The sequence below is a fragment of the Levilinea saccharolytica genome (genome assembly GCF_001306035.1).
Lineage (GTDB): Bacteria > Chloroflexota > Anaerolineae > Anaerolineales > Anaerolineaceae > Levilinea > Levilinea saccharolytica.
This window is the reverse complement of sequence record NZ_LGCM01000008.1, coordinates 87,152-100,744: the sequence shown is the minus strand read 5'-3', so window position 1 is coordinate 100,744 and position 13,593 is coordinate 87,152. Positions and strand designations below refer to the sequence as shown.

Below are 13,593 nucleotides of genomic sequence, written 5' to 3'. Positions count from 1 at the left end.
CCAGTTATGATAAAGGAGGTCGGTCGGCATTGGTTTACTCCGTTTCTAAAATGCTTCCGGAAAACCTATTTTAGTGGAGATCTGGTGCCGATCAACTATTCTTTTGTTAAAGTGTCAGGTGGCTAGTTGGAGATATTTTGTGCACAAAAAAAAGCGGGCGATTTGTTTGTGCACAAAAATAGTCAATTTACAACCGCTCGATCGAAAGATTTGATCCAGAATAACGCAGATTTTTTGCAGTTGCCCTCGGCAAAAAGTGACCATTTTCCCGCGTTTCTTCTTCAGTTGATATTTCCTACCTCACCATAAGAAACAACGCCATAGAAACCGTCCTGTTGAATCAACGTCAACAATAGGGTCTGCGTCAACGTCTGCGGCGTGTCAGCAAGGCGTCTGCGTCACGTCAGCCTGGACGCAGACGGTGTTAATTGCCGGATGTAACATAAGATCATTTTCGTGAAAGGCAACAAATATGAGTTTTGTCAGCTTTTATGCAAATGACGCGAATAAGGAAATTTGGATTATGATAATTTGGATTTCTTTATCGACAGATCTGATTAGTATAGGTGGATTAGTTCTTGTGAGCATGGATCATCTAGACCTGAATAATTCAAAGGATATAGAATGGAAGGAAGTAAATTACCGAAATTTGAAGATTGGGAAGCTGAAAAGATTAAAGACCCGGATTTCCTGGCTGCTGCAGAGGAATTGGAACCCGGCTACCAGGTTGCCCGGCTCCGCATGGTAAAGGGTTTGACTCAGGCTCAACTTGCTGAGATGGTTGGCACCCGGCAGCCTTCCATCGCCAGATTGGAAAATGGCACCAGCGCCCCTAGCTTATCCTTCCTTACCAAGATCGCCGAGGCGTTAGGCGCGAAGATTGAAATTAAGTTAATTCCCGAAACAAAATGACCTTGTTCGAGTTTTGATTGCCAGGAAATTTACCCAAAAGGGTCTTTATGGGTAAACCTGGTTATAATCAATCCAACAGTACCCACCACGCCTCTGCTTTGCATGCGCACCGAGGTGGGTCATTTTTTAGTAAACCAAACCGTCAACAAGTGATGTCCTTTGAATTGCATAGCATTACGTGTGATCAGACGGTTAGTGTAAAATTCAAAGGGGTACTAAAATTCTCATTATGTAAATAACTAAAAAAGATACCCGCCTTTATAGTTTTCACGCGGAGTAATAAAAAGGATTACTTTCATTGATGAAACCTCATAATATTCTGATAACCGTTTTGCTGACCATAACCCTTGCAGCCTGTAGCACGCCCACTGTGACAAAGACCTCATCAAACCCGGCTGTGGAGGTCACGACGACCTCGTCTCCAGTTGCGACATCGGCGCCCGTCGTCGTAACCTTTGCTGATCCAGTGTTGGAAGCAATGATACGAAGCGCGACGGGCAAACCTGAAGGCGAAATCACCTTCGCGGAAGCCCAGGGCGTCACCCGCATGGATCTCACCGACTCTTTGCAGCGACAGCTCTCCGAATTAACCCCAATCACCAACCTCGGCGGCTTGGAAGCCTTTACCAACCTCGAAAGCCTCGACCTGTCTCAAAACGCCGTGACCGACATCTCCCCTCTGGCCGGGCTCACCAAACTAACCGCCTTATCCCTAGCTGGCAATCCCGTCACGGATGTCGCACCTCTGGCCAAATTAACCAACCTTAAGCTCTTGATACTTTCCAACTGCCAGGCGCAAGATTACAGCGCTATCTCCAACCTGATCAATTTGCAGGTGCTGTGGCTCGACAATTCAACCATTTCAGATGTTTCTTCGCTGGATTCGCTGACGAACCTCCAGACCCTTTACCTCGACAAAAGCAGCGTCGAAGACTATTCATCCCTCGAAAACATCTACACCACCCTCGCCAACAAAGATTTCATCATTCCTACCACACTTAAAGACCTTGGATTCAACCTTGATCCCAACAATCACGAAGCTTACTTCGAAAGCGAGTTAGCCAATTTCACCGTTACCCATGACAAGTGGGGGCCACCATCCAGGGAAGACAACCAGAATATCATCCGCATGACCCTTTACCTGAATGATGAATACAAAACCTCTATCGGTTACTATAACGTACACAAGGTTTACCTCTGCCAAATGGATAAGGAAGGCCAGCCGCCCGTGAACTACCTCTACGACATCGCCACTGGCGAATATTCCATCGATGGGCAGGATCGGGCGAACTCAGAACAGATGATCCGTGCCGCCTTGGAAGTTGAAAATGGCGAAGATCCGCTGTATGCACCCATCCGCTTCTTTAATGAAACCATTAAGAACGCCTTCAAAATGACCCCCGAAAAATTGTTCACATTGCCGTATGAACCGCCGACCCTCAAGAGTCTGGGCTTTGTCCCAGACGAGACCCCCGGGATTTACATGTATGAGCAGCACGAAGGCATCTATACCAACATCCGCATCGACCACAACGAAAAAGAAAATAAGGAATATGATGTCGTATTTTTTCAACCGATTACTGACGTTTACCGCGTAAACTTGTTCTATCACACAACCGACAACAAACTTTTTATTGGCGCCGACGATAATTACAACGGTGGTGCAAGTTTTTACTATTATCTGGATACCGGCGAACACATCGATGAATGGTGCAGCGATCCTGACAAGACCGTGGAAGAATACTTCATCAAAGCTTACAACGATCCCGCGATCGAGGATGTTTACCAGCATTCCATGAATTTAATGGTGCAATACATTAGTGATACCTTTGGTATGACGATCGAGGAGCTGTATTCTCTGCCGACAGGTGAATAAGGATTAAAGGGTGTCAACGAGACCAGTAAGGCAAGATGACATTAGATCAAGTAGGTAATCTTTAAAATTGATGACTATTGTTCGGTTCATTCGCTATCTTTCGAACCTAAACAAATAGTATCTATCAAGTTCTAACAAACCTGGTTTTTCGGAATATTGTTCAAATAACTAAAGTTTCCTAAATCGTCAAATTGTGGAAAAATTGACGATTTAGGAAATGGTTTATTTAATGATACTCACATCCATTTTGGACAACGATTGACCTTTTGTGACAACAAAAATCTTGATTAATCTTAACAAATCACATAAGAACGATAGAACGAAAAGGTCGTGGATTTTTGACGTTCCTTCATCAAAACTCAACCATCGTCCTCCGGGTCGCGAAAAAACTACTACTTGACCCTGCCATAAAAAGTGGCTATCATACGACTAATAACTCGTAACCAAAGATCCTCCGGCCTCTTCAGAAGAGCGTCCCTCAGGCCAGGCTAAAATGCGGAGCCTGAGTGAAAAACGCTCCGAAACCAGGAAAATCTCTCATAACCCGGAGGTCAGTGGTTCGAATCCACTCCCCGCTACTAAAGTCAAACCAGAGTCCGTCGGGCTCTGGTTTTTCGTTAGCCTGGCGCACAGCGGTAGACATTTTTCCAAAAATGGAGGAATTTCTTATGAACCGCAGTTCGCCGGGTACGTCAAAATCCAAAGTTTCACTTGCTTTAGCCAAAGCCATCGACGGCTTCCTCAAATTCAAAACAGCAGAGGGATTAAGCCAACGCACAATTACCTCCTATGAGTTCACTCTTGGTCATTGGTTGAAATACATCGGAGATCGAGAGGTATCGGATATTCAATCTTCCGACCTGACCGGCTACATGGCCTGGTTGAGAACCGAGTATAAACCGAGACGTTGGAACGGAAGCTCCGAGCCGCTGTCCGCCAAATCCATCCGAAATGTGTGGGTAACCTTTCGATCCTTTTTCGGATGGCTGCAGGTGGAGTTCAAGTTTCCCAATCCCGCTAAAGAAATCACTGCCCCGAAGTTTCAAAAACATCCTGTTGAAACATTTTCCAAAGAAGATGTTGAAAAAATCCTCAAAGCCTGCGTTTATTCGCGCGAATCGCAGACTGAGGAAAGGAAGAAGTTTGTAATGCGCCGGCCGAGTTCCAACCGTGATCAGGCGATTGTGTTGATGTTGCTGGATACTGGATTGCGAGCAACTGAGTTGTGTTCTCTGATCATCAACGATGTGGATCTCAAGACCGGAAAGGTCACCATCCGTCACGGAGTGGCAGGTGGCGCGAAAGGCGGTAAAGGACGCACGGTGTACCTGGGTAAAGTTGCGCGAAAAGCGGTTTGGCGTTATCTTGCCAGCCGAGAAGACGGGGACGATCCCGACGCCCCCCTCTTCATCAGCCATGCGGATCGAGCGTTCAACAAGGACAGTTTGCGTGTCTTGATCAATCGGTTGGGAGACAGGGCAGAAATCAAAAAGGCTTTTCCGCATAAATTCAGGCATACCTTCGCCATCACCTACCTGCGCTCTGGAGGAGATGTTTTTACCCTCCAATCGCTGCTCGGACATGGATCGCTTGATATGGTGCGCCATTATGCTCAAATTGCCGAAGTAGATGTGGAGCAAGCGCATCGCAAAGCCAGCCCAGCTGATAACATGCGTCTGTAACCAAGAAATCTTCATTGAGCTAACTTTCCTGCGATAAACATCAATGCCTTTTTCTGGCTTTCTCGATCAAGATTATTAAGGAAGACCTCAAGCTCATCACCCGGCGTGGACGTCGCCTTCCCAGACAGCCCGGCAATACGCTCTTGAACATCAGAAGAAAGCATGGGAGCGTAAGTGCTGTCAGTGATCTCGATACTCTCGTGCATCAGGTTCATGGAAACCGCTTTGTAATCCGCCATAGTCTGAGCATGAAGTAACCCGTAGACGGCGTGTCCATGCCGGAATTTGTGAGGTGATTTGATTTCAAGGTTTGCAATGGAAAACAACAACTCCAGGCGTTTTTGAAGCGCCTGAGAACGCGTCTTTCCAGGTTCATCCTGTGAAAGAAACTGATCTCCCCAGGAATGCGCGATTGGTGCATACCAGGGACTTGAGCCAGGAAGTGACTTACGAACGAATTCATCCCATTGGCGGACCGGCGCAAGAATTTCAGGAATGTTCAATAAGAAAGTAGTCGCCTTTTTTCCATTCTTGGTATGAACGCCCAGTTCTGGCCATTGGCGAAGTCTCAGATTTTCAAGATCAACCGCCTCAATCGGCAATGTAGTGAAGGCACTGGCACGCATGCCTGAAAGGAAGAGCATGGCAGCAGCTGCCTTGTCGCGCAATAAGGCCAGGTTATTTTCGGGTACAGGGGCGGCGAGTAGTTTTTGGACCTCATCCAAAGAAACAAAAACGTTTTCTGAAGAAATTTGCGGTTGGCGCGGTCGCCGCAGGGTATCAATCCACGAAATGGAAAGGCTATTCATTTCACGAGGATATGTAACCTTCGCCCAACGGAAAAAGCGTTTACTTGAGTCTATAATCTTCTTTTGGGATGCGCTGGCCATGTTTCCTTTTCCTTCCTTGCCTGGTAATGAAGCCAGATAGGACGGGAGGGTCGGGCGAATCGTCTGCACCAGGCGGAAATTCTGATCATCCGCCCAAAGCAGCAGATGACGCAAATAGAAGCGATAGCGTTCAACAGAGGCTTGGTTCAACTGCAGAACTTCCTCGAGGTACTTGAGATGCTCTTTGACTTTAAGATAGTTCTGGCGTTCGATCACGATGGGCTCCACGATTAATAACGGCTCCACAATTTGCACAAGAACCTTTGATTAAGACCAGGTTTCCCTTGATCGGTTGAATCTGGGGAGAAAGTAATTTGGATACCTGGTTACAACGCAAACAATAGGCTTCATCTTCGGTTAGCTTTTTAGCTGCTCTTGGCTTGCGTTGGTTGTTGACCCATCTGGCAAACTCCTCCCCGTTGATCCATATCCGATTGCGGTTGTCTCTTTGGTGAGGGAGATCTATCTGCAACCAATCCCGCAATGTGCTTTCAGCAATACCTAGTTCCTCGCAAATTTCACGCGGGGTATATAACATCGGTAATAACCCTGGTGCTTTGATAATGACGTTATGAGGTAATTTGGTTCGGTGATTTCTTACTTCCATCCAACGATACTCCTATTTATATCTGGGACTAGTAATTCCTGTGATCTAGTTCCATTGTTGCTTTTTGCATGCTGTAGTCAATTAGCCGGCGTAACATGAATATTTTGGAAATAAGGTCTCGATTTTTCTGATGGTCGCCCTTTCCGGTAAGGATATTTAGGATTGATGCCGTTAATTCTGAGGTAAGAATTTGCTCTTTAGCATCATTCTTGCTGGTCGGAAAATCACCAACCAAATAAAAGATGTCTTCATCAGTTGCAGCCATTTCTGAATCAGTGTCGCCGTCAATATCAAGCATAGAACGGAGTTCATAAAATTGATTTTCAATAAAGATCAAAAACTGTTGAATATCCTTGATCTTTTTTACTGCCTTTGGCTGGCACAATACTGATGGCTCAATATCAGATAATTGAGATGCATAACCGGAAAGACGAACAAAATCTTCCTGAATGCTATCAATTTGCGAGAATGTTTTAGACAATGAGCATTTGGATTTACAAGTCATGGGAGCACCTTTTATGGCGAATTTACGAGTAGGATAACACCCAGACTGAGCTACCTCAATCTATTAATTTCGATAGGGTTAAGCACCCTGATACCTATCGAAATTGATATATAGATTTTTCCTTCTTCTACTTGCACAATAAGATAATCTCGCCTATAATTTCTCTGAACAGATGTTCTAATATAAAACCTCAAATTTTCTACTGTTACCTTACTTGCGCATACGACTCTAGAATGACCAACTCCCACCTATACCATCAACTACAAGGTCCTCTCTGGATAGATGCGTGCTTGTTCAGGGGGGATTTATGCGTTCTGAGCCATTATTTCGGGTCAACTTAGGGGAGGATTTCTTCGATGCCATCCATTGTTGTTATCAATGATGAAGGATCTGTTCTTTACCAAAATGTGGTCGAAGATGTTCAGGATTTGGTAAAGATCATCCGGGATGGCAGTAATATACCTGATTGTGCTTTGGATGATTGCCCAGAAGTGCAGGTTAATGGCTTGATTGTTCTCGCGGGTCAGCCACCGAAACCAAAAAGAAAAGCGCCGGCATTATCAGAGCGGCAGATCAGCGTTTTGCAATTATTGGCGAGGGCATATACGCCAGAACAAATAGCGCTAAAACTAGGGTTAACCGAAGCGACCATTCGATTACATATAAGTGCTTTGAAAAAGAAATTTGGCACAGATAGCCGTGACCAGATGATGGCGATGGCGGGTCAATTAGGTTTATGCGATCCTTTTGAAACAAGCCCGGTCCATGATCAGCAGGAGGATCAGGCACGGTCGAGATGATCTGATGAAATGAAGGGGGATTCGTTGTCAGATTGAAGAAAATATTATATGATTAGAGGCGAACATATTTTTCATATTCCACATCGAAATCCTTGAAAAGTAAAGCCACATGTCCAACTTTCCGGCCTGGTTTAACAGAGCGTACAAACGATGGAGCCGATCCCAGGCGGGTGAGGAAGATTTCATAGCCTTTTGCGATTTGTTAGGCTATCCACCTTCCAAGGTATTGGGTTGGTTACATGGTGAGTTTTTGCCTGAAGGTCCAGAAATTCTGAGTATTGCGGGGACACTCGGAACAGAGGTTTATTCAACCCTTGGTCTTCCTGCAGTGGATCCTGAATTAATGAAGATTTATCATGCCTTCTCTCATTTACATGGTGAGTTTCGAAGTCGTCTGGCTCAGGCACTTTGGGAAGCAGAGAATGAAATGAAAGAGAAGGGTATCTCAGCTAGTTCGCCGGTTGCAGGGGGAATACTCAGTGCTGCATTTACCAAATGGGGTATTGCGCCAAACCCAGAGCAATAATCCCGATTTTCTTAGCTTATTTGATTAGCAACTATCAATAATGAGTATATAATTTCTTTATACTCATTCTTTTGATTTAAAAGAAGGTATTATGGACGACTTTCCACAAGTACTAACGATTGAAGAAGCATCAAAATACCTTCGCATCCCTCTCTCCACACTTTATAAACTTGCGCAGGATGGAAAAATACCATGCCAAAAAGTTGGAAGGCATTGGCGATTTAGAAAAGAAAGAATAGATAACTGGTTGGATGATACGATAGCCAAATCAAAAAAACAAACCCCGATTGACGACGAGGAGCAACATGGATGCTGAATTAGTCGAAAGACTTGCAAAGTTAAGATTAATCATTGGGTATCTTGGGGAACGGGAACAGTTCGGTTGGTGGCAGAGTTCATTTTTTACACAAGGAAGCAATGCTTTCCTTTCTCCGCTTTTTAGCCGAACACAAACTTTGGCCCAATGTAATGGCGTGACACACGCTGCAGCTCTAGTGCACGACGAGCGGATTGGCATTGGTCATGTTTATCATCTTTTTCGACTGCCAGAAGAGATTGAGCAAGGAATCCACCGATCGCTCCAGGAGCCAGCTTTATACCAATCAGTTCAAAAGAATATTACCAAATCAGAAACAGCTTTGGATTCCTTGCGAAAGTTAGTTGGTTCTCAATTACCAATTGAGATCGGTCCAATCCGAGTTGGAAACATTGTAGCGCTGCGCGACTTAAATTCCTGGCAAAAAGTAGCCGGTGCATACTTGTATGGTTTTGAAAATAAAACCGTAGTTTGTCCATATTTTTCAGATGTCCTATGATCAATGAAAAGTACACTACAAAACTAGGTTCTGGACAGGGAATCATTGAAGAGACTTTTGCACTACTCAATTTATGGTCTCCAGGAATGAATGGATCTGACCTCTATAAGGTGGCACTTGGATCGGGATTGTTCCCTAACATTTCAGCGCGACGTTTAAAGAATCTAATTTTTGAAGGCTTTGCCCCCCGTTATTTATGCCAGGATGCTCAACCATTGAAGAATATCAAAGCATTGCAGAATGGGTTATCGAATAAAGAAATTAATCAAATTTTATATTTATATACCTGCAGAAATCATAAAATTCTTCACGATTTTGTTAAAGAAATCTATTGGGCTACATATTCATCGGGTCAAAATTTTTTGTCAATTGATGAGGCACGGAATTTTGTTATTCGGGCTAATCAAGATGGGAAAACGAGCAGACCATGGGGCGCCAGTATGATACAACGAGTTCCCATTTATTTAGTCGGCACATGTTCTGATTTTGGGTTACTGGAAAACAAGAAAAATTCAATTCGAAAAATCCTGCCTTTCAGAATCGAACCAAAAGTATCGATTTTCTTGTCCTATGATCTCCATTTCTCCGGCCACGGCGATAATAGTGTGCTAAGTCATCCAGATTGGGGATTATTTGGTATGGACCGCAGTGATGTATTGAATGAAATGAAACAGCTAGCCTTAAAAGGTTGGTTTATTATTCAATCCGCTGGAGATGTGACTCGTATAGGCTGGCAATATCAGAGTATGGAGGAAGTAATTGATGCCCTCAATAAGAGATAACTTTGACGAATTGATAGAACGAGTTCGATCTGGTCGAGAATTAGGACACGCCAGTTTTGAACCGATCTATTATTTGATTTTCCATCCCAAGGAAATTTTGGATGTGAAGAGGAGTCTGCCAGCCTGGATCGCGAAACTGCGTAATGATGGTTGGGAGGTTGAGCAATTTTCAATCGCCCAGGAAATTCGATCTATATTTGATAGTTCGCCAATGATGAAGATTTGGTTGACCGCAGATAAAAAATCGCCCCTCCAGTGGGATAAAGCCAATCAATCTTTAGCCAATGCCATTACAAATGGCTCGTTAAAAAGCAGATTAGAGGCTAAGCTGGAACAGGTGAAAGGGAAAAAGAGCACGATTATTCTTGTCACAGATCTCGAAGCGCTTCATCCTTATACTCGCATTGGTGCAATTGAGAGTCAACTGTACGGGAAATTCTATGTGCCTACCGTGTTTTTTTACCCGGGTGAACGCACTGGAAAGACGCGATTGAAATTCCTGGGTTTTTATCCAGAAGATGGCAATTATCGCTCCGTTCATATCGGCGGCTAAAAAGGAGTATCAGGGGCTATGCAGATCAAAACATTATTTGACCCATCGAAAGACATCTACCGCAATATCGAAAAGGTGATTACCTATAACGCTTCGCAAGAAGTTCGCCTAAAAGCGGAAATCACCGAATACATTGTTACTGAAAGCATTGAAGATCAGTTCGAACGGTTGCTGACCAAAATGCAACGGGCAATGGATAGCGGCGGCGAGAATGAGGTTGGGGTCTGGGTTTCTGGCTTCTATGGTTCTGGTAAGTCGTCCTTCACGAAATATCTTGGCTTAGCATTGGACCAGAGCGTGCAAATTGAGGGGACGCGGTTCTTGAAATATTTACAAGACCGCATGAACAAGCCACAGACGCGAGCGTTGTTATCCACGGTAGCTAACCGCTTTCCGGCCGCGGTTGTCCTTCTCGATCTGGCAAGTGAAATGCTGGCCGGCGCAACGATGGAGGAGGTCTCAACCGTTCTGTATTATAAAGTTCTGCAATGGGCTGGCTATTCGCGAAATTTAAAGGTGGCAGCATTTGAAAGACGGTTGAAAAGAGACAACCGGTATGAGGAGTTCACAAGCCGGATTCAAAACGAACTTGGTGTATCCTGGAAAGAAGTTCAAAACGATCCTTTAGTGATAGACAGCTTGATTCCCGAAATCGCACATGACTTTTATCCCCAGTTATTCAAAACGGCCAGTGCCTTTAATACCGAAACCACCGATTTCGTCCGTTTTGAAAATGAACGCGTCAAAGAAATGATCGATATCGTTCGAGAGGCGACTGGAAAGGAATACATAGTATTTATCATTGATGAGGTAGGTCAATATGTCAGCGCACGTCCAAATCTGATCTTAAATCTGGATGGGCTGGCAAAAAACCTGAAAAATATCGGCAACGGTAAAGTGTGGATCCTCGGAACTGCACAACAAACCCTTACCGAAGATGATCCGCGCGCATCTTTGAACTCACCCGAATTGTATAAACTCAAGGATCGTTTTCCAATCCAGATCGACCTTGAATCCAGCGATATCCGCGAAATTTGCTACCGCCGTTTATTGGGTAAATCACCGGATGGGGAAAAAGCCCTTGGCGCAATCTTCGAAAAACATGGTCAGGAATTAAGATTTAATACCAAACTCGAAGATGCCAAGTATTACGACGCAGACTTCGATAAAGTTACCTTCACCAATCTCTACCCATTCCTACCGGCTCACTTTGATATTTTGCTGCACTTATTAGGCGCACTGGCGAAATCTACAGGCGGAATTGGACTTCGCTCCGCCATTAAAGTGATCCAGGATATCCTGATTGAAGGTCCAGATGGCCAACCGCCTGTCGCGAACCAACCAATCGGTTGGTTGGCCACGACGGTTACATTGTATGATGCACTTGAAAAAGACATTCGCCGGGCCGCTCCATCCATTCATAAAGCGGTTGCAAAGGCCCTCATTCGCTTCCCCGATTCGGCAATTCATCAGGAAATCGCCAAGACTGTAGCGATCCTTCAAATATTGGGGAACATGCCAGTAACGGTACAAAACATTGCCAGCCTGACTCATCCCAGGGTTGATGCAGCATCCCGTCATGATGAGGTCGAATCGGCTGTCAAGGATCTCATCTCTGATGGATTTGTGCCTTTTGGTGAAAAAGATGGGAATCTGTGCTTTTTCAGCGAAAAGATTAATGATATCGATCAGGAACGGGCGCAAATTCCCTTACGTTCAATTGAAACCCGGCGGATTCAAAATGAGGGGTTGCGAGAGGTGTTCAGCCCACTTCCCTCTGTCCGGTTGCACAACACTCTCTCGGTAACCTCTGGGTTGAAATCATCTACCGGGTCTATCCTAGCGAATCTTGCCGGCGAGAAGGAAACAATTCAAACCGTGGTGGAATTAGTCGCTCCTGAGGACTATGAGGGAGCCCGTACCCGCCTGGTTGAGGAATCTCGTCAGCGTAGTTCGCAATACACGATCTATTTATTGGGAAGAACGGTCAACGAGATCAACGATCTGGTATCCGAAATTTATAGAAGCCGTGAAATTGTTCAACGATATCGCAATGACCCAGATCAGGAAGTGAAAGAATATTGTTCAGCCCAGACCGACCGCGCCAATGTTTTAACCGGTGACCTGGAGCATTTGTTGAAAAACTGCTTAAGCCAGGGATCCTTTATCTTCCGCGGTCAGGTAACAGCAGCAGACAGCCTGGATCATGACCTGGTTGAAGCGGCGAAAAAGCATTTAAGCACAGTGGCCGAACAAGTCTTTGATCGCTACAATGAGGCGCCCGTCAGAGCAGATACGAATATTGCCGAAAAATTCCTGAAAGCCGGCAATTTAAAAGCAATCGACTCCAACATCGATCCGCTCTCTCTCGTCCAGGTGGTGGGTGGAACGCCTCGCATCAATACCAATCATAAAGCTCTGATCAGCATTCGAGACTTCATCGACCGCAATGGCTCAGTGGATGGGAAACGTCTGACCGATTATTTTACCGATGCGCCTTTTGGCTGGTCTCCAGATACCTTACGCTACCTGGTGGCGGCATTACTGGTCAACGGAGAAATCAAGCTCAAAATCTCCGGGCGGGAAATTAAAGTCAATGGTCAACAAGCAATCGAAGGCCTGCGCACCAATAATTCATTCAAAACAGTGGGGATTTCACTTCGCGACGGACAGCTTCCACCCGAGGTGCTCGCACGCGCGGCACAACGCCTGACCGATCTGACCGGTGAACCGACCATACCGCTGGAACAGGAAATCAGCAAATCGGCAGTAAAGCACTTCCCACAATTACAGTTGAAATATGGTCCCTTGGTCTCCAAGTTGGAGAACCTGGGGCTGCCAGGTGTGGAGCGCATTCGTGAGCTCAATAAGGATCTGGCGGAGATTTTAGAAACGGATGCCTCGGATGTCCCGCAGCGGTTGGGAAGCGAAGAATCCTCTCTCTATACCGGTCTGAAGTGGGCGGCCGATGTAACCCTGGCGCTTAAAAATGGGCTGGAGGTGACCATTCGCGACCTGCGTGAGCATTGGAAGGAGATCAGAGCGCTACCGGATTCGGGAATACCAGGTCAGCTTAGAAACGATGTTGAGGAATCGCTTGCCCAAATTGGTGAACGTCTGGGGCAGGAGAATTTCTATCAGCACAGCGCCGACCTGAGCTCTGCATTGACCTCAATCAAGAATCATTTGCGGGATGCGATTGATCAGATGATGGATGCGCAAAAAAACACGATAAAGATCGCCAAACAAGACCTTCCCGGGTTGTTTGAATGGAATGAATTGACGCACGAAGAACAATCGCAGATTCTTGCCCAATTGGAAGCATTGGCAATTGATGTGACCAAGGACCTGGCCGGGTTGAAGCAGCTCCTGGGTCAGGAATATACCATCCAGTCACGCGTCAGTGATATCCGAAAAAGAATCGAAGAGGTCGGGCATGAACGTCAATTAGCACGTTTGAAAGAAGAGAAGGAACAGGCTGCTCGTGAGGGACGCAGTCGGATTACCCGATCTTTGAATATTCCTACCCGGGTGACCAGCAGCAGTCAATTGGATGCCCTGATTCAACAGCTTCAGACGCTGAAGACCGAATTGGCACTCTACAATGACATCGAAGTAACCATAGAACTTAAGGACTGATCCATT

Annotated in this window: 13 protein-coding genes; 10 read left to right on the top strand and 3 right to left on the bottom strand. The window is 45.4% G+C overall.

Features of this window, described 5'->3' with window-relative positions; translation table 11 throughout:
* The first annotated feature begins 624 nt into the window (after positions 1 to 624).
* From ADN01_RS02195 to ADN01_RS02185, 3 genes are all read left to right on the top strand, one after another.
* The gene (locus tag ADN01_RS02195) at positions 625 to 912 is read left to right on the top strand and encodes a helix-turn-helix domain-containing protein (RefSeq protein WP_062419300.1); all 288 of its coding nucleotides are present in this window, start codon (positions 625 to 627) and stop codon (positions 910 to 912) included.
* A gap of 301 nt (positions 913 to 1,213) precedes the next feature.
* The gene (locus ADN01_RS02190; RefSeq protein ID WP_082142915.1) at positions 1,214 to 2,788 is read left to right on the top strand and encodes a leucine-rich repeat domain-containing protein; all 1,575 of its coding nucleotides are present in this window, start codon (positions 1,214 to 1,216) and stop codon (positions 2,786 to 2,788) included.
* A gap of 668 nt (positions 2,789 to 3,456) precedes the next feature.
* Positions 3,457 to 4,470, top strand: coding sequence for a tyrosine-type recombinase/integrase (locus tag ADN01_RS02185; protein ID WP_075070892.1), 1,014 nt, complete (start codon positions 3,457 to 3,459; stop codon positions 4,468 to 4,470).
* 11 nt (positions 4,471 to 4,481) lie between these two features.
* Here the strand turns inward: ADN01_RS02185 and ADN01_RS02180 are convergent, their stop codons facing one another.
* The 3 genes from ADN01_RS02180 to ADN01_RS02170 are packed head-to-tail and all read right to left on the bottom strand — an operon-like array spanning position 4,482 to position 6,448.
* Positions 4,482 to 5,576, bottom strand: coding sequence for a tyrosine-type recombinase/integrase (locus ADN01_RS02180; protein WP_075070891.1), 1,095 nt, complete (start codon positions 5,574 to 5,576; stop codon positions 4,482 to 4,484).
* Positions 5,551 to 5,967 carry a helix-turn-helix domain-containing protein gene (locus ADN01_RS02175; protein WP_075070890.1) on the bottom strand — a complete coding sequence of 139 codons (417 nt, stop codon included), beginning with the start codon at positions 5,965 to 5,967 and terminating at the stop codon, positions 5,551 to 5,553. Before ADN01_RS02175 ends, ADN01_RS02180 begins: the two co-directional genes overlap by 26 nt.
* Before the next feature lie 28 nt (positions 5,968 to 5,995).
* Positions 5,996 to 6,448, bottom strand: coding sequence for a hypothetical protein (locus tag ADN01_RS02170; protein WP_147239125.1), 453 nt, complete (start codon positions 6,446 to 6,448; stop codon positions 5,996 to 5,998).
* Positions 6,449 to 6,828: 380 nt separating this feature from the next.
* Between ADN01_RS02170 and ADN01_RS02165 the strand changes: the two genes are divergently transcribed.
* The 7 genes from ADN01_RS02165 to brxC all read left to right on the top strand — a co-directional run bounded on the left by ADN01_RS02165 (position 6,829) and on the right by brxC (position 13,587).
* Positions 6,829 to 7,272 (top strand): helix-turn-helix transcriptional regulator, encoded by a 444-nt coding sequence (locus ADN01_RS02165; protein WP_062419294.1) that lies wholly within the window; start codon positions 6,829 to 6,831, stop codon positions 7,270 to 7,272.
* A gap of 109 nt (positions 7,273 to 7,381) precedes the next feature.
* The gene (locus ADN01_RS19095; protein WP_147239124.1) at positions 7,382 to 7,798 is read left to right on the top strand and encodes a hypothetical protein; all 417 of its coding nucleotides are present in this window, start codon (positions 7,382 to 7,384) and stop codon (positions 7,796 to 7,798) included.
* Positions 7,799 to 7,889: 91 nt separating this feature from the next.
* Positions 7,890 to 8,114, top strand: a complete 225-nt coding sequence (locus tag ADN01_RS02160; RefSeq protein ID WP_075070889.1) for a helix-turn-helix domain-containing protein — start codon at positions 7,890 to 7,892, stop codon at positions 8,112 to 8,114.
* On the top strand, positions 8,104 to 8,613 hold the full coding sequence (locus tag ADN01_RS19090; RefSeq protein ID WP_075070888.1) for a BrxE family protein: 510 nt from the start codon (positions 8,104 to 8,106) through the stop codon (positions 8,611 to 8,613). The genes ADN01_RS02160 and ADN01_RS19090 overlap by 11 nt, the downstream gene beginning before the upstream one ends.
* On the top strand, positions 8,610 to 9,395 hold the full coding sequence (locus tag ADN01_RS02150; protein ID WP_075070887.1) for a BrxA family protein: 786 nt from the start codon (positions 8,610 to 8,612) through the stop codon (positions 9,393 to 9,395). The genes ADN01_RS19090 and ADN01_RS02150 overlap by 4 nt, the downstream gene beginning before the upstream one ends.
* On the top strand, positions 9,376 to 9,948 hold the full coding sequence (locus tag ADN01_RS02145; RefSeq protein ID WP_062419292.1) for a BREX protein BrxB domain-containing protein: 573 nt from the start codon (positions 9,376 to 9,378) through the stop codon (positions 9,946 to 9,948). Before ADN01_RS02150 ends, ADN01_RS02145 begins: the two co-directional genes overlap by 20 nt.
* Before the next feature lie 18 nt (positions 9,949 to 9,966).
* On the top strand, positions 9,967 to 13,587 hold the full coding sequence (brxC, locus tag ADN01_RS02140) for a BREX system P-loop protein BrxC (RefSeq protein WP_062419291.1): 3,621 nt from the start codon (positions 9,967 to 9,969) through the stop codon (positions 13,585 to 13,587).
* Positions 13,588 to 13,593 lie beyond the last annotated feature (6 nt).